Origin of the sequence: Geomonas silvestris, assembly GCF_014193515.1 — a bacterium.
GTDB classification, from domain to species: domain Bacteria; phylum Desulfobacterota; class Desulfuromonadia; order Geobacterales; family Geobacteraceae; genus Geomonas; species Geomonas silvestris.
Genome location: NZ_BLXX01000011.1, coordinates 145078 through 170254 on the forward strand (window position 1 = coordinate 145078; position 25177 = coordinate 170254).

Sequence of the window (25177 nt, forward strand, 5' to 3'; positions counted from 1 at the left end):
ACTTAAAAGGATGCGGCGAGGTCAAGGACGCCGGTTTTTTCTTGTTGGCGTCTGCGGATTTTGTTATTAGAGAGAGATACTACCAATCGGGGGCTTTTCATATGAAATTCACAAAGATGCAGGGCGCTGGCAACGACTACGTGTACGTGAACTGTTTCGAGGAGCAGGTGGCCGACCCGGCGGCGGTGGCCGTCAAGGTTTCCAACCGCAACTTCGGCATCGGCTCGGATGGCCTCATCCTGATCATGCCGAGCGACCAGGCCGACGTCAGGATGCGCATGTTCAACTCGGACGGCTCGGAGAGCGAGATGTGCGGTAACGGCATCCGCTGCGTCGCCAAGTACGCCTACGACCACGGCATCGTGGCGAAGAAAGAGATCACCGCCGAGACCGGCGCAGGGATCCTGACCCTGCAGCTCTTCACCAACGCCGCTAACAAGGTCGACAAGGTGCGCGTCAACATGGGACCGCCGCGCCTGACCCGTGCCGAGATCCCGATGCAGGGGAGCCCCGCGGAAAAGGTGATCAACGTGCCGCTCAACATCCTGCACTCCACCTTCAACATCACCTGCGCCTCGATGGGGAACCCGCACTGCGTGATCTTCGTGGACGACGTCGAGAACCTCCAGGTCGAGAAGTACGGCCCGCTCATCGAGAACCACGAGCTGTTCCCGCGCCGCACCAACGTGGAATTCGTGCAGATCATCTCGCGCACCGAAATCCGCCAGCGCACCTGGGAGCGCGGCGCCGGCGAGACGCTTGCCTGCGGCACCGGCTCCAGCGCGGTGACCGCCGCCTGCGTCCTGAACGGGCTCACCGAGAAGAAGATCCTGAACCACCTCTCCGGCGGCGACCTGGAGATGGAGTGGGCCGAAGACGGCAACATCTACATGACCGGCCCCGCGGTCGAGGTCTTTAGCGGCGAGATCGCGATCTAGCCGTTGCTCCCGGCGCCGTCTTCCGGCGTCTAGCACTTTTTTTCGAGTCTGCACTGTCCACTACACCGGCTGCCCCGGCCCTTTCGGGGCAGCCGGTTTTTTTCAAGGAGCCCCCCGTGAGCAGCGTCCCCAACTGCCCCATCTGCACCAAGTGGCAGGACGACCCCGACCAGCGGGTCATCGAACTCACCCAGACCAAGGTGTCCCTGAACCGCGACCAGTTCTTCAAAGGCTACTGCTTCGTCTTCGCCAAGGACCACGTCACCGAGTTGTTCCACCTCGACGAGGTGCTGCGCAACCAGGTCATGGCCGAGGTCAACGCCGTGGCGCAGGTCCTTTACAACCTGTTCGCCCCGGATAAAATCAACTACGAATTGCTGGGGAACATGGCACCGCATATGCACTGGCACATCGTGCCGCGCTTCGCCAGCGACCCCCTCTGGCCCCGCCCGCACTGGAGCGAGCCGCACCAGGAGCTGCTGCTTACCCCGCAGGAGTACCGCGAGCGTGCCGCAGCGATCAAAGCCCAGCTGAACAAGGAGTTTCCGTGGACCTGTTAGGCGCACACGTATCGATCGCCGGCGGCATCTACAACGCCCCCGAGCGCGGGGTCGCGGCCACCTGCAACGCGATCCAGCTCTTCACCCAGAATGCCAACCAGTGGCGCGGCAAGATGGTCTCCGAAGCGGACGCCCGGCTTTTCCAGGAGAAGCTCGCGGCATGCGGCATCGCCGACGTGGTAAGCCACGACATCTACCTGATCAACCTGGCCGCGGCACCCGGCGAGACCCGCGACAAGAGCCTCGTAGCGTTCCGTGAGGAGATGGAGCGCTGCGCCCGCCTGGGGATCAGGAAGATCGTCATGCACCCCGGCTCCCACAACGGCGACGGCGAGGCGGTCGGGATCCGGCGCATCTGCGAGGCCTTCGACGACCTCTTCACCCAGGTGCCGCAGTTCACCGGAAAGGTGCTCCTTGAGAACACCGCCGGCCAGGGGACCAACCTGGGCTACCGCTTCGAGCACCTCAAGGCGATCATCGAAGGGACCTCCTTCAAGGAGCGCTTCGGGGTCTGCATCGACACCTGCCATGCCTTCGCCGCGGGGTATCCGATCTCCGAGCGCGACGGCTACCTGCGCAGCTTCGACGAGCTGGACCAGGCGGTGGGGCTTGAAAACGTCCAGGCCTTCCATCTGAACGACTCCAAGAAGGGGCTCGGCTGCAAGGTGGACCGCCACGAACACATCGGCTCCGGTGCCCTTGGCCTCGAGACCTTCCGGCTCCTTTTGAACGACGAGCGCTTCGTCGCGGTGCCGAAGTTCCTGGAGACCCCGAAGGGGGACGACGACGAGATGGACCGGGTCAACCTGAAGCTCTTGCGCAGCCTGATCGGCACCTGATCTGACACAAGTCACGGGGGAAGCCATGCCGGAGAGGATCGAAATTGTCACGGGAGACATCACCCGGCTCGCGGTGGACGCCATTGTGAACGCAGCCAGCAGCTCGCTTTTGGGGGGCGGCGGCGTGGACGGCGCGATCCACCGCGCCGCGGGACCCGAGCTTCTTGCCGAGTGCCGCACCCTGAACGGCTGTCCGACCGGCGAGGCGCGGCTCACCAAGGGGTACCGGCTCCCGGCACGTCACGTGATCCACACCGTGGGCCCGGTCTGGCACGGTGGGAAGCAGGGCGAGCCGGAACTGCTGCGCAGCTGCTACCGGAACTGTTTTGCCATCGCGCGGCAGCAGGGCTTTTCCAGCGTAGCCTTCCCCGCCATCAGCACCGGGGTCTACCGCTACCCGCTCCTCGAGGCCTGCCGCATCGCCGTCGAAGAGGCCCGGGCTGCCCTGGCCGAAAATCCCAAGCTTAAGAAGGTCTATTTCGTCGCGTTCTCGGACGAGGCCCAACGGGCCTATCAGGACGCGTTTCAGGAGGTACGTTCGTGAAGGCGGTGATCCAGCGGGTAACGGAAGCGCGGGTGCGGGTGGAGGGGAGGGTTGCCGGGGAGATCGGCCCGGGCGTCCTGGTGCTCCTCGGCGTCGAGATCGGGGACACCCTGGCGCAGGCCGACTGGATGGCGGAGAAGATCGTCAACCTGAGGATCTTTGCCGACGAAACCGGAAAGATGAACCTGGCGCTCAAGGATGTCAAAGGGGAGATGCTGGCGGTGTCGCAGTTCACCCTGGCGGGGAACTGCAGCAAGGGGCGGCGCCCCTCCTTCGACACGGCGGCCGATCCGGAGGAGGCGAACCGCCTCTATACCTACTTCATGGGAAAGGTGTGGGAATTTGGGGTGCCCGTGCAAAGCGGCATCTTCCAGGCCGACATGGAGGTTTCCCTGGTGAACGACGGGCCGGTGACCTTCATCCTCGAATCGCCGGCCAAGAAGGCTACATGAGCGGGCGGACCTCGTCCACCTTGAAGTAGACCACCGCAGCAAGCGCGGCCCCCGCCTGCGGTCCGGCCGCGTCTCGAGCTCCCTCCCGGATACTCACCAGCACCTCGCCCTCCCGCTCCTCTTTCTTTGCAGTCAGGGTAAGCCGCCAGCCGCTGTAGCCGCGGGTCGGCGCCAGGTACAGGTAGCTCGCCTGCGGGTTCTCCCGCAGGTTCAACAGGCTGCGCCCCTCCGAGAAACCCCAGGCCAGGGTCTCCTCATTTATCACGTGCGGAACGGCGAACACCGCCTGGTTCACCACCCCCTTGGCATCCGCGGTCGCGATGATGCCGCGTCCTCCTTCCGGAAACAATTCAGCTAGTTTCATGCCGCCCCCTTTTTACTTTCAGCGCTCAAACTACCTATGCTAATCTATCGCGTGCTTGACAAATGTCCACTTGGCTTTACCAGAGGAAACCGACCGTGGAGCTTAAAACCATACTCGATGAGCTCTACGCCGGGCGCTCACAGGTCCATCTGGCCAACGACCCGCTCTCCTTCTGTCACCGCTATCCGGACCCGCGGGACCGGGAGGTGGTCGGGCTGATCGCCGCGGCCTTTGCCTACGGCAACGTGAAGATCATCCTGCGCAGCCTGGAGGGGATCTTCACCGCCCTGGGGCCCGCGCCGCGCCGTTTCGTGGAGCGGTTCGAGGCGAAGAGGGAACTGCGCCGTTTTGCCGGCTTCAAGCACCGTTTCAACGACGGCCGCGACCTCTGCGCGCTGCTCCTCGCCAGCCAGACCATGTTGCGTGAGGCCGGCTCGGTCGAGCAGTGGTTCCTGCAGTTTAAAGATGAGACCGAGGCCGACATGACGGGGCTGCTCTCCCGCGCGACCGAGGCGTTGAAGGGGTTGGACTACGCGCCGGTATTCGGCGGCAAGGGAATCCCGGTCGACTCCTACTTCCCGTTTTTCTTCCCCTCGCCCGCTTCCGGCAGCGCCTGCAAGAGGCTCTGCATGTTCCTGCGCTGGATGGTGCGCCCGGCCGACGGGATCGACCTGGGGCTCTGGCAGGGGCTAAGCCCGGCGCAGCTGGTCATACCGGTCGACGCCCACATCCAGAGGATCTGCCGGTTTTTGGGCTTCACCAGCCGGAAACAGGCGAACTGGCGCATGGCCCGCGAGATCACCGCACGTCTCCGGGAACTGGACCCGGCCGACCCGGTGAAGTATGATTTTGCCCTGTGCCACCTCGGCATCTCCGAGGGGTGCGACGGCAAGGACCTGGCAGCCTGCCTCAAGTGCCCGATCAGCGAAGTTTGCCCGAAAGGCGAGCGCTAGCCAGCCACATCATCATTTGATCAGCCCGATCAGTCAGATGCGACCGATCGGACCGATGCTACTACCCATCACAGGAGGGACAACAAATGCAAAGCTTCGGCTTCCTAGGCCTGGGCATCATGGGCGCCCCCATGGCCAAAAACCTGCTCAAGGCCGGTTTCGCCGTCACCGTCTGGAACCGCTCACCCGAAAAGTGCGCCGAACTCGCCGCCCTGGGCGCCAAGGTCGCCGCCGCCCCCGCGGAGGTAACCGGCTCCTGTGCCGTCACCTTCGCGATGCTGGCCGACCCGGCCGCCGCCGAGGCGGTCTGTTTCGCACCCGACGGCGCCCTGCAGGGGATCGGCGCAGGGCGCGGCTACGTCGACATGTCGACCGTCGACGCCGCCACCTCGCAGAAGATCGGCGCCGCCATCGCCTTCAAGGGGGGGAGGTTTCTCGAGGCCCCGGTTTCGGGGAGCAAGAAGCCCGCCGAAGACGGCACGCTCATCATCCTCGCGGCCGGCGAGCGCGAACTCTTCGACGAGGCGCTCCCCGCCCTGGAGAAGATGGGGAAGAAATGCCTCTTTTTGGGGGAACTCGGCAACGGCGCCCGCATGAAGCTCATCGTCAACATGGTGATGGGGGGCATGATGACCATCTTCTGCGAGGGGCTGGCACTCGCCGCCAAGGCGGGACTCAGGAGCAGCTCGCTCCTCGACGTCCTCGACGCGGGCGCCCTGGCAAACCCGATGTTCAAGCTGAAAGGGGCCCAGATCGTCCAGGGGAACTTCGCGCCGGCCTTCCCCTTGAAGCACATGCAAAAGGATATGCGGCTCGCCGTCGCGCTCGGCGATGCCCTGGGGCAGCCGCTCTTCGCCGCCGCGACGGCCAACGAATCCTTCAAGAAGGCGAAGGCGCTCGGGCTCTCCGATGACGACTTCAGCGCGGTGTTCCAGGCCATAACCTCATGAAGTGGCTCTTGAGCTTCGGCGGCGTCAGTCTGCTCACCAGCGCCCTGCTCGATCCGGTCATCTATGCAACCCTGGAGAAACCGGTCCCCTGGTGGCGCGATCTCCTCATGGGAGCCGCCGGGATCTGCTGCCTCTACCTCCTGGTCAAGTACCGCAGGGACCTCTAGCCCGGCACCGGTACTTTGCCGTTGACAAACGGGGGCGGCTCGACTTATTCTGCCTCAAAATTAAATAGTAAGACCTGCTTATCGAGAGTGGTGGAGGGAAAGGCCCTTTGAAGCCACAGCAACCGGTCCCCGTGGGACGCCAGGTGCTAAATCCTGCCGAAAGGCGAAGATGAGAAGGTGCTTGGATACGTTTCGACACCCCAAAAGCCCCTTCTCTCATGTGAGACGGGGCTTTTTTGTTTTAAGGCGGCGCGCCGCGCGTCGAAGAGAGAGACATGTCCTACGGCTTAGTAACTGAACAACTGGCACGTTTTGACACCGAACTGCGCCTGGAAAGCGGCCGCATCCTGGGGCCGATCGAGATCGCTTACGAGACCTACGGGACGCTCAACGAGGAGCGCTCCAACGCCATCCTGGTGACCCACGCCTGGACCGGGAGCGCCCACCTGGCCGGACGCTACTCTCCGGAAGAAAAACGCGCCGGCTGGTGGGACGAGATCGTCGGCCCGGGGCGGCTTCTGGATACCGACCGCTACTTCGTGATCTGCTCCAACGTGATCGGCTCCTGTTTCGGCTCCACCGGCCCCACCTCGATAAACCCCAAGACCGGCAAGCGCTACAACCTCTCCTTCCCGGTGATCACGGTGCGCGACATGGTGCGCGCCCAGGCCCTGCTCCTGGACCAGCTCGGCATCGAGCGGCTCTTCTGCTGCCTGGGCGGGAGCATGGGGGGGATGCAGGCGCTCGAGTGGGCCACCCAGTTCCCCGAGCGCGTCGCCTGCGCCGTGGTGCTCGCCAGTACGCCGCGCCCCTCCGCGCAGGCCATCTCGCTCAACGCCGTGGCCCGCTGGGCCATCTTCAACGACCCGAACTGGAAAAAGGGGGAGTACCGCAAAAACCCCAAGGACGGTCTCGCCCTGGCCCGCGGCATCGGGCACATCACCTTTTTGTCCGACGAGTCGATGACGAGCAAGTTCGACCGGCGCTTCTCGGCGCGCGACGGCCAGTTCGACTTCTTCGGCCAGTTCGAGGTGGAGCGCTACCTCACCTACAACGGCTACAACTTCGTGGACCGCTTCGACGCCAACTCCTTCCTCTACCTGGCCAAGGCCCTCGATCTCTACGACGTCGCCAGCGGCTGCGAGTCGATGGAGGAGGCCTTCGCACCGGTCAGCGCCCCGATCCAGTTCTTCGCCTTCACCTCCGACTGGCTCTACCCTCCGGCCCAGACAGAGGAGATGGTCACCACCCTCGAGAAGCTCGGCAAACCGGTCGAGTACCACCTGATCACCTCCGCCTACGGCCACGACGCCTTTTTGCTCGAGCACGAGACCTTCACCCCGATGGTGCAGGAGTTCCTCGCCAAGGTGAAGTTCTAGGGGAACCGTCAGAGGCACATTTTCGCAAGCAGCAAGCCCGTACCTAAAAAGGGGCTCCCACCACTCGGGGAGCCCCTTTTTGCATGTCCTTCTTTGTCCGGATCTCCCCTCTCCCAAAAGGGGAGGGAGGAACTCCGTCTTGCCGGCAGCCGGCCCCTTAGGCGGGCAGGTCCCGCCAGCCAAGGATCGTCGCGACGTCCTCGTTGAGCACCATGTCCTCGCCGGTCGGGAGCACGAACACCTTCACCTGCGAGTCGTCCGCGCTGATCAGCATCTCCTGGCCCCCCATGAGCGCCAAGAGGTCGCGCTCGGTGTCCAGCTTGATCCCGAACTGCTCCATCCCGGCCAGGGCCAGGCCGCGCACCGGCCAGTCGGCCCAGCCGTCGCCGTAGGTGAAGACGATGGCGTCCGGCTTGCCGGTCACCGCGATGTAGGCGCCCAGGTACTTGCGCAGCCGGTAGGCCTCCATCTCGAGGGCGAGCCTGCAGCGCTCGTCGCCGTCGTTCGCCTCGTTCATGACGATGCGCCGGCTCACCCGCCGCCCCACGATGCCGGCAACGCCGCTTTTCTGGTTCATGAAGAGATCGATCTCCGGTGCCGAAACCCCGGCCTGGTTCATCATGAACGGGATGATGCCGGGATCGATGTCGCCGCAGCGGGTCCCCATCATCACCCCCTCGAGCGGCGTGAGCCCCATGCTGGTATCGACCGACTTGCCGCCACGGATGGCGCACAGCGACACGCCGTCGCCGGTGTGGACCGTGATCAGGTTGGCCCGGTCCTGCTCCACGCCGGCCAGTGCCGCACCGCGGCGCGCCGCGTAGAGATGGGACTGGCCATGAAAGCCGTAGCGCCTGATGCCGTGTTTCTCGTACCACTCGTAGGGGAGCGGGTACATGTAGGCCTCTTCGGGCATGGTCTGGTGGAAGGCGGTATCGAAGATGGCGACCTGGGGGACCTCCGGCAAGAGCTCCTGCGCGGCGCGGATCCCGGCCAGGTTCGGGGTGTTGTGCAGCGGTGCGAGCTTGGCCATCTCCTCGATGGTCTCCACCACCTCCTGGTCGATGAGCACCGACTGGGTGAACTTCTCGCCGCCGTGCACCACGCGGTGCCCAATCCCCTTGATCCCCGCGGCGCTGGTGAGGACGCCGACCTTGGGGTCGGTCAGGGTGTCGAGGACGAGCTGCAGCGCGCTGCGGTGGTCCGGGCAGTCCCGCTCGCGGTGCTCCGGCAGACGTCCGGGGACCTCGTGGGTGATGAAGGAGTCGCCGACCACGATGCGCTCCACGCTCCCGGCCGCCAGGGAGACCAGGTGCCGCCAGTCGAAAAGCTGGTACTGCACGGAGTATCTCCGGCAGTTGAGGGTAAGGATTAACATGCTGCTACTCCGATTCGTGGGCGGCTTTGCCAGCTGCGCAGCCAGCCGCCCTTGAGGGGTATCCGGTGCGGGTGGTGCGGGGGGGTGAGGCGGGGTCCGGAGTACCGAAGGTGGTAAAAATAGGCAAACTACCACGCCGGCTCCCACAATGCAAGGGCTCACCCTTGGGGTTACCGGCGGGGGCCGGGTAACAGCACCAGGTCGGCCAGCACCGGCCGGTGGTCCGAGGCGCGCCCGGTCCCGGTCCAGCAGCGCTGCGTGCCGAACTCGCGGCTCGACATCACGTGGTCGATGCGCATGAAGGAGAGCCTGAGCCAGGGGAGGCGGTGCTTGAAGAGGAGCTGCCCGTAGCTGAAGCCGTAGCCCCGGCCGCGCTCGTCGAAGGCATCTTTCAGCCCCTGCTCGCGCAGCATCCCCACCACCCGGGTGGCGACCGGTGCGTTGAAGTCGCCGGCCACCAGCACCGGGCCGCTCTCCTCTTTCAGGGCCCGGGCCACGGCAGCCGCCTGCAACTGCCGGGTCTCCGCGTTGTGGCTCAAAGCCTCGATCGCCTTGGGGAGATACCAGGGACGTTTGCGGGCGGTCCGAAACTCGTTCAGGCTGCGCCGCGGCGTCTTGAAGTGGACGTTGTACAGCGCAACCGCGTGCTCGCCCAGGTGAAGCCGGCAGCGCAGGTACTCCTGCCCCTCCCCGGCCCGCGGCAGCTCGCGCACCTCCAGGTCCGAGAGGGGATAGCGGCTCGCGATAACGAACTGGCCGTGGCTGTAAACCTGCCAGTCCCGGAGGTACCCCGCGAGTGTGCCGCCGAGCGCGCCGACGGCATCCTGAAACAGGACGACGTCGGGCCGGCTCCGGTCGAGTTCTTCGAAAAGCGGCTCGAGGGGATAGCTGCCGTACTTGATGTTCCAGGTCATAAGCCTAAGGCTCGCCCCCTGCGCGGCAGCCTGGGCCGGCGGCCCCGACCAGCGCACCCCCATGAGCGGGCCCAGCACCCACACTACGCAGCAAAGGGGGACGAGCGCCCAGAAGCGCTCCCCGCGCCAGGCCAGCACCGCGAGCGCGAGCCCGGGGAGCGCCCACATGGCCTGGGGGAGGTAGAGGTTCAGGGCGCCGAACCAGTATCGGTCGGCGCCGGTCCAATTGAGGAGGGTTATGAGGGTGAGAAAAGCGAGGTAGAGCGAGCTTAAAGCGATCAGCCAGGGGAGTTTCAAGAGTGTCTCTCCGCAGAGGTAACCGGGCAGGGCGGCACCTTAGAGTTTCGATTTCTCCAGCAGAGATGTGCCCAACGGGGGCACCGCCACGGTCACGTTGAGATTGCCGTCTGCAGGGAGCACGGTATCGGTCCCGGCCTTCAGCTCGGCCATCCCCGAGATCACGTTCCAGTAGGTCGCCATCTCGTGCGGTAGAAGGTGCCAGTACTCGCCGCGGTACTCCCCCTGGATGTGCGTCAAAAGGTCGCGGTACAACCCCACCGGGTACTCGTCGAAGCGGGGCCGGCCGTCAAAGCACATGTAGTCGGGATGGGTGTTGACCAGGGCCATGCCGCCATGCTCGGCGATCCAGGCGAGCTTCTTCTTCCAGGTCTCGATGTTGCGCTCGCCGAACAGGATGTACAGGGTGAAGTCCTGGGGGAGCGTGTAAGGGAGCTCCACGTACCCCTTCGCCGGGTACTCCCCCTTCTGCAGGATCGGGAAGATGGTCTTCACGCCATCGGACTGGGGCTCGAAGGGATCGGTATCGAAGGACGAGGCGTCGTAGCTTATATTGAGGCCGTGCAGCCACTCGAAGTTGTGGTAGACGCAGGGGGACCTGAACCCCACCGCCCCCCACTCCTTCAGGTAGCCGTTGATCCCCTTGGCGTGCTCGGCAAACGCCGTGGCCGAGTCGTAGAGGCTGCGGTTGTGCTCCAGCCCGTGCACCCCCACCTCGAAGCCGTGCTCCACCAGGAGGTTGCGCAGCTCCGGGGGGAGGTGGTAGTCGTGCGCCACGAAGTTGAACGAGGAGCGAAACCCCATCTCCAGCTCCAGCTCCATGAGCTGCCGGGTCCGGGCCACCCCGCGCGCGGTGTCGACGTCGTGGGTGAGCACCACCGAGAAAAGCTTGCCGTTGGGCCACCCGACAAACTGCGGCGGGACGCTCCCGGCAGCGCTGTCGATAGGCCAGACCTCCCGGTAGAGCCTGCGCTTCTGGCGCGCCACCAGCGCCCTGATGGCAATCTGCATGCGGCGTGACAACAGCGGCTTCACCTTGTAATAGGCGCGGGAAATGGTCTCTTCGCTGATGAGTTTCATGGTCGCTCCGGGATGCGTTGCGCCTGACACGGCGGCCGCAGGCTGGACTGTTAAAGCCCTGTTGAGCATTAAAAATATCCAATGCATGAATATACTTGATCCCGCCCCCTTTGCAACCTGCACCCCCTTCCTGCAGCATCCTGCTCACTTTTGCCCAAGACAGCGCCGCAGCGATATGCTATCGTTCTAGCTCTTTAATCCGCGAGGCACCCCGCCGACCGGCCAGCACTCCCCGCCCCGCAGCAAGGGATCCCGATGCCTCTCAAGATATACACCAGCAACCGGATGGAGCTTTTGGTGGACCAGCTCGAGGGGGTGGTGCGCCAGCCGCGCCCGGCCCCGGCGACCCCCTTCACCAAGGAGCTCATCGTGGTGCAGAGCAAGGGGATGCAGCGCTGGCTCTCCATGGAGCTGGCGCGCCGGGTCGGGGTCTGGGCCAACTGCGAGTTCCCCTTTCCCACCAAGATCGTGGAGACCCTCTTCGCGGACCTCATCCCGGGTTCCCCCGCCGAGGCCCCCGTCTTCACCCCTGACGTGCTCACCTGGAAGCTTTTGGAACTCTTGGAGCAAAAGGCTGCGGAGCCCGGCTTCGAGGAGATCTGTGGCTACTTGGCCGACGACCGCGCGGGGCTTAAGCGCCTGCAGCTCGCCGAGCGGGTCGCCGACAGCTTCGACCGCTACACCGTCTACCGTCCCGAGCTGGTACTGGCCTGGGAGGACGGCCTGGACGGCGGGTGGCAGGGGGAGCTCTGGCGGGCCCTGGTGGCCGGAGAGCCGCACCAGCACAGATCACGGCTCCTGGCCGAGCTGCGCCAGTTGGGGAGCGCCACCCCCTCGCCGGCTCTGGCGCGCATCTCGCTCATCGGCATCCCGACCCTCCCCCCCTTCCACCTCGAGGTGCTGGCCCGGGTCGCCCGGCAGGCCGAGGTGAACCTCTTTCTCCTGAACCCCTGCCGCGAGTACTGGGGGCACATCGTCTCGGAGCGCGAACTGGCGCGCCTGGACAAGCGCGGGGCTGCCGAGGAGGAGTGGTACGAGACCGGCAACCCGCTGCTCGCCTCCTGGGGGAAACTGGGACGCGAGTTCTTCGAGGCGATCATCGAGGACTGCGGGGACCCCGAGCGCGCCGACCTCTTCGAGGAGATCCCCGAGGAGACCCTGCTAAACCGGGTGCAGCGCGACATCCTCGACCTGGTGGAGCCGGGTGCCGTCCGTCGCGAGATCTCCCGTGACGACCTCTCCCTCACGGTGCACTCCTGCCACTCGCCGCTGCGCGAGGTCGAGGTGCTCTACGACACGCTGTTGTCCCTCTTCGAGGACGAGCCCGCCCTGGCGCCGCGCGACGTGCTGGTGATGACCCCGGACATCGAGCGTTTCGCCCCCTACATCGGCGCGGTCTTCGGCACCCCCGAAAACGACCAGGTGCGCATCCCCTACTCCATCGCCGACCGCAGCCTGATGAACGAGGGGGAGACCGCCCAGGCCCTGCTCGCCATTCTGAAACTCTGCGGCGGGCGCTACGGGGTCTCGACCGTGCTGGACATCCTGGAGGCGGCCCCGGTGGCGCGCCGTTTCGGGCTCTCCGGCGAGGACCTCGACACCGTGCGTGACTGGCTGCGCGCCGCCAACATCCGCTGGGGGATCGACGCCGCCCAGCGCGGCGAGCAGGGGCTCCCTCCCTTCCGGGAGAACTCCTGGCAGGCCGGCCTGGACCGGCTCCTCTTAGGCTACGCCATGAACGGCGAGGGGCGCCGGTTCTTCAACGGGATCCTCCCCTTCGACGACCTGGAGGGGGCCGAGGCGCTGGTCCTTGGGCGCTTCATCAGCTTCTGCGAGAAGCTCTTCGAGAAGACCCGCGCACTGGCGAGGCCGCGCAGCGCCGAAAGCTGGGTGGAGACCCTGCGCGAGTTGCTGGCCGAATTCCTGGAGGTGGACGAGGCAGGGGAGCGGGAACTCGTGGCGCTCTCCGAGCTGGTGGGGAGGCTCGGCGAGCAGGCCAAGGCCGGCAGCTTTGCCGGCGAACTCTCCCTCGAGGTGGTGCGCTACTGGCTCACCAAGCGCCTGGAAAAGGCCGAGCGCGGCTTCGGCTTCTTAACCGGTGGTGTCACCTTCTGCGCCATGCTCCCCATGCGCAGCATACCGTTTCAGGTGGTGGCGCTTTTGGGGATGGACGACGGCGCCTTCCCGCGCCGCAACCCGCCGCGCGGCTTCGACCTGATCGCCGCAGCGCCGCGCCGAGGGGACCGCTCGCCGCGCGACGAGGACCGCTACCTGTTCCTCGAGGCGCTCCTGTCGGCGCGCAGCCGCCTGCACCTGAGCTTCGTGGGGCAGAGCATCAAGGACAACAGCGAGCTCCCCCCCTCGGTCCTGGTGAGCGAGCTCACCGACTACCTGGCGCGCGCCTTCCGCCACCCCGACGGCACCCCCCTGGGGGCGGTGCAGCGCCACCCGCTGCAGCCCTTCAGCCCCAGGTACTTCAACGGCACCCCCGGGCTCTTCAGCTATTCCCAGGAGAACTTCCGCGGCGCCCTGGCCCGGCTCGCCCCGCAGCGCAGCCTCCCGCCGTTTCTGGAGAGGGCGCTCCCCACCTGGCCGGAGAGCGAGCAGCTCACCTTGAAGGGGCTCGTCGATTTTCTGTGCAACCCGGCCCGCGAGCTGCTGCGCCGGCGCCTGGGGATACGGGTCGAGGAGGGGATGGAACCCCTGGAGGAGGTGGAGCCCTTCAACCTGAACTCGCTCGTTAAGTACCAGCTGGAGCAGGAGATCGTCGCGGCCCTTCTCGAGGGGGAAGAGGCGGCGCTCCCCTTCGCGGTCGCCTGCGGGCGCGGCGACCTCCCCCCCGGCGTCTGCGGCCAGGCCCTCTTCGAGAGCCTGAGCGGCCCCGCGGTGGAATTCACCGCCGCGGTCGCCGAGGCCTCGGGCGGCACCCCCCTTCCCCCTCTCGACATCGACCTGAAGCTGGGAGAAGTGCGGCTCACCGGGCGCCTGGGCTCGCTGCGTTCCGACCGGCTGGTCCTCTACCGCTACACGAAGCTAAAGCCCAAGGACCAGTTGCGCCTCTGGGTCGAGCACCTGGCGTTGAACGCCCAGGGGGCCGACGGCTACCCGCGCAGCTCCTGCTTCCTCGCCTCCGACACCAGGGTCGAGCTTCCCCCCATAGCCCAGGCCGGTGAACTCCTCGCCGAACTGGTCGCGCTCTACCAGGAGGGGATGACCCAGCCGCTGCACTTTTTCCCTGAGACCTCGCTCGAGTACGCCAAGAAGTCCCGCGACCCCAAGAAGGCCGCCCGGGCCCTGGCCGACGCCCGCGGCAAGTGGCACGGCAGCGACTTCTTCCCCGGCGAGGCGAGCGACCGGCACATCCGGCGCTTTTTCGGCGACCAGGTCCCGCTCGACGCCCAGTTCATGGAACTCGCCCTCCGGGTCTGGGGGCCCTACCTCGGCTCGCAGACGGGCCGGGCCAAAAGGGGGAGCGCCTCATGAACCGCTTCGACCTGATCGGTACCCCGCTGGCCGGCCGCAACCTCATCGAGGCGAGCGCCGGCACCGGCAAGACCTTCGCCATCGCCGGGGTCTTCCTGCGCCTGGTGCTGGAACTGCGCCTGCCGGTCGGCGAGATCCTGGTGGTCACCTTCACCGAGGCGGCCACCAAGGAGCTGCGCGAGCGGATCCGCAAGCGCCTGAAGGAGGCCGAGCTCGCCTTCGAAAGCGGGGAGACCAGCGATCCGCTCCTGGACGGTCTCCTGGAAAGGTGCGCGGACCGCCCCCAAGCGCGCCGCCTGCTCGCCAACGCACTGCGCTGCTTCGACGAGGCGGCCATCTTCACCATCCACGGTTTCTGCCAGCGCACCCTGCAGGAGAACCCCTTCGAAAGCGGCTCGTTGTGCGACACGGAGCTCTTGACCGACCAGGCGGCGCTCCTCTCCGAGATCGCCCAGGACTACTGGCGCATCAACTGCTACGGGGCCCCCCTGGAGCGGATCGCCGCCGCCCACGACGCCGGGCTGTCGCCGGACGCCCTGTTGAGCCTGGCGCGCCGCCTGGCCGCCGACCCCTTCGCGAGCGTGATCCCGGCCCCCCCGCAAGCCGCCGGCGACACCCAGCAGTGGCTCCTTACCTTACGACGCGGCTTCTTCGACTTTCTTGCCAGCGAGCTTCCCGGCCGCAAGCGCCTGAAAAACGTGCGTTCCTTCGACGACCTCCTGCTCGACCTGCACGCCGCCGTCACCCGCCCCGGCTCCTCGCTCCCGGCACTGATCCGCGGGCGCTACAAGGCGGCCCTCATCGACGAGTTCCAGGACACCGACCCGGTGCAGTTCGCCATCTTCGACAGCATCTTCCCGGTCGAGGCCGACACCCCGTTTTTCCTGATCGGCGACCCCAAGCAGGCGATCTACAGCTTCCGCGGCGCCGACATCTTCGCCTACATAGGCGCGGCGCAGGCCACCGAGAAGCGCCACACCCTCGTCGAGAACTGGCGTTCGGAGCCGAGCCTGATCCGCGGCGTGAACACCCTCTTCGCCTCGCACCAGGCCCCCTTTCTCTTCGAGGAGATCCCCTTCAGCCCGGTGCAGGCGGCCCCCCGGCAGCTCTCCCTCCTCTCCGTGGCGGGAGACCACGAGCCCCCCTTGAAGCTCTGGTTCACCCCGCGGCGCGAGCCGGGTAAGCCGATCAACAAGGGGGAGGCGGGGGAACTCCTCCCCGAGACGGTCGCCTCCGAGATCGCGCGGCTTTTGCGCCAAGGCGACCAGGGGACCCTGAAAATCGGGGAGCGGCGCGTGGTCCCCGGCGACATCGCAGTCCTGGTGCGGGCCAACCGCCAGGCGAAGCAGATGCAGCGGGCGCTGACCCGGCGCGGCATCCCGAGCGTCCTCTGCTCCGCGGGAAACCTCTTCGAGTCCGAGGAGGCCAGCGAACTTTTGACCGTGCTTGCCGCGGTCTCCGAGCCCGGGCACGAGGCGCTCCTGCGCGGGGCCCTCGCCACCGACCTGTCCGGGGTGAGCGGCTCCGAGCTCGCAAGCCTTGCCGAGGACGAGCGGGCCTGGGAGGAGGTGCTCGAGGAGTTCCGCGGCTACCACGAGATCTGGGCGCAAAGCGGCTGCCTTGCCATGATGCTCCGCTTCCTGGAGCGCCGCCGGGTGCGCGGCCGGCTCCTGGGGGCCCCCCTGGGCGAGCGCCGGCTCACCAACGTGCTGCACCTCGTGGAGACCATCCACCAGGCCCAGATCGAGGGGCGCCTCGGCATGGAGGGGGTACTCGCCTGGCTTTCCTGCCGCATCACCGAGCAGCCCAAGCGCGAGGAACACGAGATCCGGCTGGAGACCGACGAGGCTGCAGTGCAGATCGTCACCATCCACAAGAGCAAGGGGCTTGAGTACCCCATCGTCTTTCTCCCCTTCAGCTGGGCCGAGTACGCCGGCAAGGATCCCACCGCCCTGTTCCACGCCGAGGACGGCAGCGTGGTCCTGGACATAGGGTCCGAGAGGCTGAGCGAACACCAGGAGATCGCCCGGCGCGAGAGCCTGGCCGAGAGCCTGCGCCTGCTCTACGTGGCGCTCACCCGCGGCAAGCACCGCACCTACCTGGTTTGGGGCGCCTTCAAGGACGCCGGCGACAGCGCGCTCCACTACCTGCTGCACCCCGAGGCCCCGGTCTCCCGCGGCCAGGTCACCCTGAGCGACCAGGCGCTTTTGGACCAGCTGGGGCAGTTGGCCGAGCGCTCGCAGGGGGCGATCGAGGTCCTCGCCTTGCCCGACCCGGACCAGGTCCCCTACCAGCCCCCCCCCGAGCCCGCCGCACAGTTCGAGGTCAGGGAATTTACCGGCAGCATCCCGCGCGAGTGGCGGGTGGCGAGCTTCACCTCGCTCGCCTCGCACCAGCACCAGGGCCCGGGGGAGCTGCCGGACCGCGACGAGGGGAGCAGCAGGGGGCAGGCCGAGCCGGGGGGCGAGGCGAGCGGGATCTTCGCCTTCCCCAAGGGGGCCAAGGCCGGTATCTTCCTGCACGAGATCTTCGAGCTGCTCGATTTCGCGAGGCTCGAGGGACTCGAGGAGCTGGTGAGCGAACAGCTCGCCAAGCACGCCTTCGATCCCCAGTGGCACGGCGCGGTCTGCTCCATGGTGCGCAGCGTCCTCGCCGCCCCGCTCGGCAAGGACGGCTTTGCGCTTCATGCCATCGGCACCGAGCGGCGCCTGAGCGAGCTGGAGTTCTTCTTCCCGCTGACGCGGGTCACCTCCGAGCGGCTGCGCGAAGCCGTCACCCGCTTAGCCGGGCTCACCTTCCCGGTCGACCTAGCCGGGCTCTTCGGCCGGCTCTCCTTTGCGCCGCTCGAGGGGATGCTGCGCGGCTTCATGGACCTGGTGATCGAGCACGGCGGGCGCTACTACATCCTGGACTGGAAGTCGAACCACCTGGGGAACCACCCCGGCGCCTACAACATGGCCGGGATGCGGCGCGAGATGGAGGAGAGCTGTTATCCGCTGCAGTACCTGCTCTACACCGTGGCCCTCGACAACTACCTGAGGCTGCGCGTCCCGGGCTACCGTTACGAGGAACACTTCGGCGGCATCTTCTACATCTTCCTGCGCGGGGTGGACGGCACCGGCAACGGCATCTTCGCCGACCGGCCCCCCAGGCGGCTCATCGAGGAACTCTCCGAGGCGCTGTTGGGGAGTGCGCACCACGAGCCGTCCGGGCACCAGGTGTACCCCGCCCCGGCGAAGCCCGTGCAGACCTCGTTCGAGTTTTAACGGGACCGGCACGGACGAGCGAGGCCGCCAGCCTGTCGCGGCATCTTAAATTGATGTCCCCGGGGTTGCTCCCCCGCCCCTTGCGGGAGGGGGCAGGGGGGTGGGGGAAGCCGGAAGCTCCGCTGCAACGAAACGCATTTGGGACTGACGTCCCCCTCACCCCGACCCTCCCCCGCCAGGGGGGAGGGAGGTCCATAGAGCCTGGTAAACTCGTTCCCACGCTCCAGCGTGGGAACGCCACCCCGGACGCTCCGCGCCCCGACTCGGAAATTCGTTCCACGAAGCACCGCCGCGCGCCCCAACGTTCCCCCATTTGCGAAGGGGGGACAAGGGGGATTTAGCCGAGGCGGGCCCCAGACAAAAAGCAAAAACCGATAACGAGAGCCCCATGACTCCCGAAGCTATCCAGTTCAACGACATAGACCGGCAGTTCGCCTCCTTCATCTGCCGCCAGGCCGGCAGCGAGGACAAGCTGCTTTGGTGCGCGGCAGCCCTGTTGAGCCGGGGCGTGGTCGCCGGCGACGTCTGCCTCGACCTCGCCGGGGCCCTCGCCGACGGCAGCACCGCGGGGTACGGCGTCAAGGACCTGGAGTCCTGGGCGCAGAGCCTGGGCGGGCACGCGGCGGTCGGCGCACCAGGGGAGTTCGCCCCGCTCATCCTGGACCAGGCGAACCGCCTCTACCTGCACCGCTACTGGCGCTACGAGGACCAGCTCGCCGCGGCCATCCTCGCGCGGGGCGCCGCCGTCGAATTTAACCGGGACATCCTGGCCACCGGATTGGCGCGACTCTTCCCGGCCAGCGCCTCCGGCGCGACCGACTGGCAGCGGGTCGCGGCCCTCGCCGCGGTGACCAGGCGCTTCTGTGTGATCTCCGGCGGCCCGGGAACCGGCAAGACCTCCACCGTGGTCAAGGTCCTCGCGCTTTTACTGGAGCTGATGGGTGGGCGCGACTGCCGGATCGCGCTGGTCGCCCCTACCGGCAAGGCCGCCGCGCGGCTCAAGGAGTCGATCGTGCAGGGGATCGACTGCGCCGCCGAACTGCGCGCCCTCATCCCCGAGGATGTCTCCACCATCCACCGCCTGCTCGGCTACCTGAAGGGATCCGCGAGCTTCCGGCACCACCGGGACAACCCGCTCCCCTACGACGTGATCATCGTCGACGAGGCCTCCATGGTCTCGCTGCCGCTCATGGCGAAACTGGTGGACGCCCTGCGCCAGGACACCCGGCTGATCCTCCTGGGCGACCGCGACCAGCTCGCCTCGGTCGAGGCGGGGTCCGTTTTGGGCGACATCTGCAACACCGGCGCGGTCAACGAGTTTTCCGGGGCGTTCGCAAAGCTTGCCGCAGAGCTTTCCGGCGATCACGTGGAGGTCGAGGAGCCAGGGTTCGCCCGGGCGGGAGCTCCTGAAGGGGCCGCAGGGCGCTCCGAATTGGGCGACGCCGTCGTGCTGCTCCGCAAGAGCTACCGGTTCTCCGAGCATAGCGGCATCGGCAAGGTGAGCGCGCTGGTGAATGTCGGTAACGGCCCCGCCGCACTGCAGGCGCTGCGCGACGAGGCCTTTAGCGACCTTTGCCTCGCTGACGCGCCGGCTCCAGCAGAGCTGGGCGAGGCGCTCGCCGCACGGATCCTCGACGGCTACGCCCCCTACCTCGCGGAGAGTTCAGCCGAGGCCGCCTTCGCCAGGTTCGGCGAGTTCCGCATCCTGTGCGCCATGCGCAGCGGCCCGTTCGGAGTAGAGGCCGTGAACCGGCTCGTCGAGGAGCGCCTGGCCAAGTCGGGGCTCATCAAGCCCGGGGGGCGCTGGTACGCGGGCGAGCCGGTGATGATCACGCGCAACGACTACAACCTGGGACTCTTCAACGGCGACATCGGCCTGGTGCTTCCGGATCCGGAAAATGGCGGCGAGCTGCGCGCCTTCTTCCCCAGCGGCAGCGGGATGCGCAAGGTGCTCCCCCTGAGGCTCCCCGAGCACGAGTGCGCCTTTGCCATGACGGTGCACAAGAGCCAGGGTTCCGAGTTCGACCGGGTACTTCTGCTGATGCCCGACCGCGACCTCCCGCTGCTCACCCGCGAGCTGGTTTACACCGCCATCACCCGCGCCAAGAAGAGCGTGGAGATCCTGGCAACCGACGACCTCTTCTGCACCGCCGTCGAGCGCCAGATCGTCAGGAGGTCGGGACTCAGGGAGAAGCTTTGGGGCAAGGGATCAATTGACAGTTGACAATGGACTAATTGACAATGAGAGGCGGTTCGCAGACAATCGGCGATCCCGCTAGCGCTCGTCTCGTGGTTCTAGGCTCTTTCAGCACCCGCAGTCGATGAATCCAGCCGTCCGCTGCACTCCCGCCTTGTGACAGACCGATACAACAAAACCACGTGGAGAACCAATGGATCATAAAGCACAGGTGAACGGAACCACTCTTTCCTACTTCGACGAGGGGACAGGCCCCGTCGTCCTCTTGATGCACGGCTTTCCCCTGAACCGCCAGATGTGGCAGGCGCAGATCCGACCGCTTTCTCAAGCCGGCTACCGGGTCATCGCACCGGACCTTCCCGGCTTCGGCGGCAGCGAGCCTTCCGCTGCCGGCTACAGCATGGACGCGTTCGCCGACACCATCATCGGCCTGCTCGACGCGCTGGACCTCAGGCGCGTCGTGGTCGGCGGGATGTCGATGGGGGGCTACATCCTCTGCGACCTCCTGGAGCGCTACCCGGAGCGCGTCAGCGCCGCCTGCTTCATCGCCACCAAGAGTGCCGACGACGACGAGGAGGGACGCGCCCGCCGCACCACTCTTGCGGCCCAGGCCGAACGCCTCGGCGCGAACCCCATCATCAAGATCTTCGCCGAACTGCTCTTCGCTCCCGAGACCTCCCAGACCCAGCCCGCCCTGATCGCCCAGGTCACTGCCTGGATGCGCTCCACCGCTCCGGGAGCGCTGGCAGGCGGACTCCTCGCCATGCGCGACCGCAAGGACTACACCGAGCTGCTCCCGAGCTTCCCGCAGCCGTCCCTGGTACTCTTCGGCAGCGAGGACCGCGCCGGCTCGCCGGCCGCCGTCGAGGTCTTCCGGGCCGGCCTCCCCGCCTGCGAGAGCTTGATCATCCCCGGCGGCGGTCACATGGTCAACATGGAGCAGCCCGAACTCTTCAACGCCAGACTCCTCGACTTCCTGAACCGGAACCGGGAAAACCTATGAACCCAGAGCTGTTTCAGCTGACCGCCATAATCCTCCTGCTGGCGATCCTCGCGGTCGCCCTCTTCTGCTGGCGTGCCCTCAAGGGGCGCGAGACAGGTGCGGCACGCTTCGACCAGCTGGAAAAAGGGTTGGAGAGACTGGAGCGGATGTTCCAGGCCGAGCTGAGCCGCAACCGGGAGGAGCTGGGGGCCAACCTGGGGAGGTTCGGGGAGGCGGTGCAAAAGCGGATGGTGGAGATCGCCACCCTGCAAAAGGGGCAGCTGGACGGCTTCGCCCAGCAGATGGGGACCCTCACCGCCAGTAACGAGCAGCGCCTGGAGAAGCTGCGCGAGACCGTCGAGGTGCGGCTCAAGTGGCTCCAGGAGGACAACGCGCGCAAGCTGGACCAGATGCGCGCCACGGTGGACGAGAAACTGCACGAGACCCTGGAAAAGCGCCTGGGCGAGTCGTTCCAGCAGGTAAGCGGGCAGCTCGAGCAGGTGCACAAGGGACTTGGGGAGATGCAGAACCTGGCGGCCGGGGTCGGCGACCTGAAGAAGGTGCTCTCCAACGTGAAGACCCGCGGCACCCTGGGCGAGGTGCAGTTGCACAACCTCCTGGAGCAGATCCTCACCCCCGACCAGTACGCCGTGAACGTCGCCACCAAGCCCGGCAGCGACGCCCGCGTCGAGTTCGCGGTCCGGCTGCCGGGGCGCGACGACCAGCCGCTCTGGCTCCCCATCGACGCCAAGTTTCCCCAGGAGGACTACCTGCGCATCGTCGAGGCCCAGGAGCAGGTGAACCAGGCGACCCTTCTGGAGGCGAACCGGCAGTTCGACCGGACCGTGGTCGGCATGGCGAAACTCATCTGCGACAAGTACCTGGCTCCCCCCAGCACCACCGATTTCGCCGTGATGTTCCTGGTCAACGAGGCGAGCTACGCCACCGTGTTGAGCCGGCCGGGACTCTTCGACAGCATCCTGCGCGAGTACAAGGTGATCGTCGCCGGCCCCACCACCATCGCCGCCCTGCTCTCCTCCTTGAGTCTCGGCTTCAGGACCCTCACCATCGAGAAGCGGACCAGCGAGGTCTGGCGCCTCTTGGGGGCGATCAAGACCGAGTTTTCCACCTTCGGGACCCTCCTCGACAAGACCCGCAAGAAGCTCGACGAGGCATCCTCCAGCATCGACACCGCCGCCACCCGGACCCGGCGCATCCAGAAGAAGATGCAGGGGATCGAAGAGCTGCCGGCCACCGAGAGCCGCGAGCTGCTGGGCAGGGATCTGAAGGAGCTCCCCGAGGAGAGCGAGGACGTCTGGACCAGGCTCGAAGATGGTGGGCCGACGGCCTGACCGGTAGCTGTGCCCAGGGACAAAACGGAAAAGCTCTCACCACAGAGGCGCACAGAGGTACACAGAGGAAAAACCAGAACGGGAAAGGCATAAACAAAACGCAGGCTCAAAATCCCTTCAGCCACCAAAAGGCACAAAATTCACAAAAAGAAACCCCACCAAAACCGGTTCGCCTCTTCGCTCAGGGAGATGGCCGAACAGTTGGTGGGGTTCTTTTGTGTCTTTTGTGCCTTCTTGCGGCAAAGAGAGGTCACCACGACAACCGAAAAACCTTGCTGTCCCGGGTTTCCTCTGTGTGCCTCTGTGTCCTCTGTGGTCAGGCTTTGACTGGCCTTGATCGAGCTACTTTATCTGCCCGCGGATTTCGCCGTCCGGGTTCGCCTCGGTGTGCACGTTCACGTAGGCCTGTTCCGCTTCGAAGACGTGGATCAGGTCTTCCACCGTTTTACCCTGCAGCGGACCGATCAGGTCCTTGTCCGAGATGGCACCTTCCGCCAGCTTCCCGCTGAACTTCCCTTTCTTTTCCGCGCTGAAGAGCCCGGCGATAGGCGGGCCGTTTTCACCCTTCTTCGCCAGGTGGATGTGAGCCGCCGTGGCGTCCACGATGTTCTTTACCTCCAGCTTGTAGTAGAGCGTCTTGCCGTCCTTGGTGAGCTTGAACTCCGCCTTTCCCGAAGCCTTCGAATTCGGCTTTTGAGTCTCCTCCTTGGGAGTGAGCTTGGCTTTGAAGTGCGTCTCCTTGGCGAGCCCCGTCGTCGCCGCAAACACCACCGCCAGAACCACAAACAACAGCAGTTTAAGGTATCTCATTGCGTGCCTCCTCTAGCCCTTCGTTGGGCTGTTGCCAGCTTGGCATTGTTTCATGTTAACAGGAAGGGTTTTTGGGGGTCAATGGGCAACAAAAGCCACGGCAACATCAATAAACCGCAAAGCAATAAACCACAGAGGCGCAGTGGAGCGCAGGGGAAGAAGAGAGAGCTTTGATTACAAAAAAACCCGAAACGTTGCCGTCCCGGGTTTCCTCTGAGTGCCTCTGTGTCCTCTATGGTTCAGGCATTTGTCGCTTTTACCAGGCCAACGATCTCCCGGTACAGCTCCAGGTATGCCTCCGCCTCGCGCTCCGGGGGGTACTTGTCCCGCACCAGGCTGCGGCCGTTTTGCCCCAGCCGCTCGCGCAGCGCCGGGTCGGTCGCCAGGTGCTCCGCCTTGCGGTAGAACTCCCCGACATCGCGGTAGAGCATCCCGGTGTGGCACTCCTTGATAATGGAGCGGTTCCCCTCGATGTCGGTCACCAAAAGCGGCTTGGCGTGCGAGAGAGCCTCCAGGACCGCGTTGGACATCCCCCCCTCGATGAGCGAACTGTTCAGCACCACGTCGGCGCTGCGGTACAGGTTCCCCATGGCGTCGTGCCCCACGGTTCCCAGGTAGCGGGCAAACGGGTACTGCTCGAGCGCGTCCATCACCTCGGCGGCGTACCCCGCGTCGATCACCGGCCCCACCAAGAGGAGCTTGATCCCCGGGTAGAGTGCGTGCAGTGCCGCCAGCGGCTGCAGCGGGAAGAGCACGTTTTTCACCGGACGCAGCCCCGCGGGGAGCAGGAAGGTGCACTCCTCATTCTGCGCCGGGACCGGCAGCGCCGGCAGGCTCGGCAGTTCCACCCCCTGCGGGATCACCACGGTGCGCTCCTCCATGCTCGGCAGGTGCTCCCCCAGGCGCCTTTTCACGTAGGCGTGAAACGCCACCAGCCTGACCGCCCCCTTCAAGGCGGCGTGGGTGTCGAAGCTGCGGTGGTCGTCGAGCGCCTGGTAGACGTCGGTGCCGGTCAGGGTAATCAAGTAGGGGAGTTTCAGCTCTTCGGCGATGGCGTGTGCCATCCTTCCGCCATGGTAGCCGTGGAAGGCGTGCAGAAGGTCCGGGGCGAACTCCTTGACGCCGGCCAGAAGCTCCTCGCCGGCCATCTTGTCCACCTGGAAAACCCGGACCTCGCACCCCAAGAGTCTCAGGTGGCGCTCGATGCGCCGAACGGTCACGGCATTGCCGTTCTCGGCGGGAAAATAGTTGGGTGCAATGAGGCAGACACGCATTTACAATCCTTTTTGGGGGAGCCTAGGTATCCTTCATGAGCCCAGCGCCGATCCCCTGGGTGTTTCGCCCCCGGAGTACGCGAGACCGCCGAGGGGAGAGGGGCCGCTCCAACTTAGTGGAATGACTCCATCATAGCCGCAAAAGCCGCGTCAGGCAAGGGACAAACCCCTTGCCTCGATGCCGCAATCATGCTACGTTACGCGCCATTACGAGGTCCGACACATGAAAATTACCATCCTCGGCTCTGGCACCTCGACCGGCATTCCCATGGTCGGTTGCCACTGTCAGGTCTGCGATTCCACCGACCGGCACGACAAGAGAACCCGCGCTTCCATCCTGGTCGAGTGCGGCGGCGGGCGCATTCTGGTGGACGCCTCGACCGACCTTCGCAACCAGATGCTGCGCGAGGGGATACCGCACATCGACGCAGTGCTTTTGACCCACACCCACGCCGACCACATCCACGGCATCGACGACCTGCGCGGCTTCCACTTCATCCACCGCCGCATCATCCCCTGCTACGGAAGCCCCGAAACGATGGAGCAGGTAACCCGCAGCTTTTCCTATATCTTCGACGGGCTCTCCAGCGAGGGATACTCGCAGCTCATGGAGCCCCGCAGCGTCGAGGCCCCCTTCGAACTCTTCGGCTGCCAGGTCGTGCCGGTCCCCATCGAGCACGGCTCGTTCCAGGCCACCGGCTACCGGTTCGGCACGGCGGCCTACCTCACCGACTGCAGCGCCATTCCCGAGAGTTCCCGGGCCTTGTTGCAGGACCTCGACCTGTTGATCATCGACGCCCTGCGCTACTCCCCGCATCCCAACCATTTCAACATAGAAGGGGCGCTCAAGGTGGTCGAGGAGCTGCGCCCGCGCCGCGCGGTTCTCACCCATCTCACCCACGAGGTGCGCCACAAGGACGGCGAGCGCCTGCCGCCGGGGGTGGAGTTCGCCTACGACGGCATGGTCATCGAGCTGCCATGATTTTTTGAGCGCGGAG

The 25177-nt window shown here is 65.9% G+C and carries 21 protein-coding genes and 1 riboswitch; of the genes, 15 read left to right on the forward strand and 6 right to left on the reverse strand.

Going from position 1 to position 25177, the window contains the following annotated elements; all coding sequences use genetic code 11:
- The first annotated feature begins 101 nt into the window (after positions 1–101).
- The 5 genes from dapF to dtd all read left to right on the forward strand — a co-directional run bounded on the left by dapF (position 102) and on the right by dtd (position 3333).
- Positions 102–938 carry a diaminopimelate epimerase gene (dapF, locus tag GMST_RS16460; RefSeq protein WP_183355789.1) on the forward strand — a complete coding sequence of 279 codons (837 nt, stop codon included), beginning with the start codon at positions 102–104 and terminating at the stop codon, positions 936–938.
- A 116-nt stretch (positions 939–1054) separates the two neighbouring features.
- Positions 1055–1498, forward strand: coding sequence for an HIT family protein (locus GMST_RS16465; RefSeq protein ID WP_183355790.1), 444 nt, complete (start codon positions 1055–1057; stop codon positions 1496–1498).
- Positions 1486–2337: a deoxyribonuclease IV gene (locus GMST_RS16470; RefSeq protein WP_183355791.1), complete on the forward strand. Its 852-nt coding sequence runs from the start codon at positions 1486–1488 to the stop codon at positions 2335–2337. Before GMST_RS16465 ends, GMST_RS16470 begins: the two co-directional genes overlap by 13 nt.
- 25 nt (positions 2338–2362) lie before the next feature.
- Complete coding sequence (locus tag GMST_RS16475) at positions 2363–2881, forward strand: O-acetyl-ADP-ribose deacetylase (RefSeq protein WP_183355792.1); 519 nt, start codon at positions 2363–2365, stop codon at positions 2879–2881.
- Entirely contained in the window at positions 2878–3333 is a 456-nt protein-coding gene (dtd, locus tag GMST_RS16480; protein ID WP_183355793.1) for a D-aminoacyl-tRNA deacylase, read from the forward strand. The genes GMST_RS16475 and dtd overlap by 4 nt, the downstream gene beginning before the upstream one ends.
- On the opposite strand, the gene GMST_RS16485 is transcribed toward dtd, so the two are convergent.
- Positions 3326–3697, reverse strand: a complete 372-nt coding sequence (locus GMST_RS16485) for a pyridoxamine 5'-phosphate oxidase family protein (protein ID WP_183355794.1) — start codon at positions 3695–3697, stop codon at positions 3326–3328. The genes dtd and GMST_RS16485 overlap by 8 nt on opposite strands.
- Positions 3698–3792: 95 nt before the next feature.
- On the opposite strand from GMST_RS16485, the gene GMST_RS16490 reads away from it, so the two are divergent.
- From GMST_RS16490 to metX, 4 genes are all read left to right on the forward strand, one after another.
- Positions 3793–4650 (forward strand): TIGR02757 family protein, encoded by an 858-nt coding sequence (locus GMST_RS16490; RefSeq protein ID WP_183355795.1) that lies wholly within the window; start codon positions 3793–3795, stop codon positions 4648–4650.
- Between the two features lie 86 nt (positions 4651–4736).
- Positions 4737–5600 (forward strand): NAD(P)-dependent oxidoreductase, encoded by an 864-nt coding sequence (locus GMST_RS16495; protein ID WP_183355796.1) that lies wholly within the window; start codon positions 4737–4739, stop codon positions 5598–5600.
- Entirely contained in the window at positions 5597–5767 is a 171-nt protein-coding gene (locus tag GMST_RS16500; RefSeq protein ID WP_183355797.1) for a hypothetical protein, read from the forward strand. Before GMST_RS16495 ends, GMST_RS16500 begins: the two co-directional genes overlap by 4 nt.
- A gap of 75 nt (positions 5768–5842) precedes the next feature.
- A riboswitch (SAM riboswitch) is annotated at positions 5843–5943 on the forward strand.
- 99 nt (positions 5944–6042) lie between these two features.
- Complete coding sequence (gene metX, locus GMST_RS16505; RefSeq protein WP_183355798.1) at positions 6043–7146, forward strand: homoserine O-acetyltransferase MetX; 1104 nt, start codon at positions 6043–6045, stop codon at positions 7144–7146.
- 157 nt (positions 7147–7303) lie between these two features.
- Here metX and GMST_RS16510 read toward each other — a convergent pair whose 3' ends face one another.
- The 3 genes from GMST_RS16510 to GMST_RS16520 all read right to left on the reverse strand — a co-directional run bounded on the left by GMST_RS16510 (position 7304) and on the right by GMST_RS16520 (position 10815).
- A complete protein-coding gene (locus GMST_RS16510; RefSeq protein ID WP_183355799.1) occupies positions 7304–8524 on the reverse strand; it encodes an acetate kinase in 1221 nt (406 codons plus the stop codon).
- Positions 8525–8694: 170 nt separating this feature from the next.
- Positions 8695–9735, reverse strand: a complete 1041-nt coding sequence (locus GMST_RS16515; RefSeq protein ID WP_183355800.1) for an endonuclease/exonuclease/phosphatase family protein — start codon at positions 9733–9735, stop codon at positions 8695–8697.
- Positions 9736–9774: 39 nt separating this feature from the next.
- On the reverse strand, positions 9775–10815 hold the full coding sequence (locus GMST_RS16520) for a polysaccharide deacetylase family protein (protein ID WP_246399769.1): 1041 nt from the start codon (positions 10813–10815) through the stop codon (positions 9775–9777).
- Positions 10816–11070: 255 nt separating this feature from the next.
- Between GMST_RS16520 and recC the strand changes: the two genes are divergently transcribed.
- The 5 genes from recC to GMST_RS16545 all read left to right on the forward strand — a co-directional run bounded on the left by recC (position 11071) and on the right by GMST_RS16545 (position 22095).
- Complete coding sequence (recC, locus tag GMST_RS16525; protein WP_183355801.1) at positions 11071–14298, forward strand: exodeoxyribonuclease V subunit gamma; 3228 nt, start codon at positions 11071–11073, stop codon at positions 14296–14298.
- On the forward strand, positions 14295–17564 hold the full coding sequence (gene recB, locus GMST_RS16530; protein WP_183355802.1) for an exodeoxyribonuclease V subunit beta: 3270 nt from the start codon (positions 14295–14297) through the stop codon (positions 17562–17564). Before recC ends, recB begins: the two co-directional genes overlap by 4 nt.
- A gap of 388 nt (positions 17565–17952) precedes the next feature.
- Entirely contained in the window at positions 17953–19788 is a 1836-nt protein-coding gene (gene recD, locus GMST_RS16535; RefSeq protein WP_183355803.1) for an exodeoxyribonuclease V subunit alpha, read from the forward strand.
- Between the two features lie 166 nt (positions 19789–19954).
- The gene (locus GMST_RS16540) at positions 19955–20764 is read left to right on the forward strand and encodes an alpha/beta fold hydrolase (RefSeq protein WP_183355804.1); all 810 of its coding nucleotides are present in this window, start codon (positions 19955–19957) and stop codon (positions 20762–20764) included.
- On the forward strand, positions 20761–22095 hold the full coding sequence (locus GMST_RS16545; RefSeq protein ID WP_183355805.1) for a DNA recombination protein RmuC: 1335 nt from the start codon (positions 20761–20763) through the stop codon (positions 22093–22095). Before GMST_RS16540 ends, GMST_RS16545 begins: the two co-directional genes overlap by 4 nt.
- Before the next feature lie 342 nt (positions 22096–22437).
- Here the strand turns inward: GMST_RS16545 and GMST_RS16550 are convergent, their stop codons facing one another.
- Together GMST_RS16550 and GMST_RS16555 are read right to left on the reverse strand one after the other, a co-directional pair.
- A complete protein-coding gene (locus GMST_RS16550; RefSeq protein WP_183355806.1) occupies positions 22438–22905 on the reverse strand; it encodes a CHRD domain-containing protein in 468 nt (155 codons plus the stop codon).
- A 239-nt stretch (positions 22906–23144) separates the two neighbouring features.
- Complete coding sequence (locus GMST_RS16555; protein ID WP_183355807.1) at positions 23145–24179, reverse strand: GPMC system family 4 glycosyltransferase; 1035 nt, start codon at positions 24177–24179, stop codon at positions 23145–23147.
- Between the two features lie 223 nt (positions 24180–24402).
- Between GMST_RS16555 and GMST_RS16560 the strand changes: the two genes are divergently transcribed.
- The gene (locus tag GMST_RS16560) at positions 24403–25161 is read left to right on the forward strand and encodes a GPMC system MBL fold metallohydrolase (RefSeq protein WP_183355808.1); all 759 of its coding nucleotides are present in this window, start codon (positions 24403–24405) and stop codon (positions 25159–25161) included.
- Positions 25162–25177: the final 16 nt, after the last annotated feature.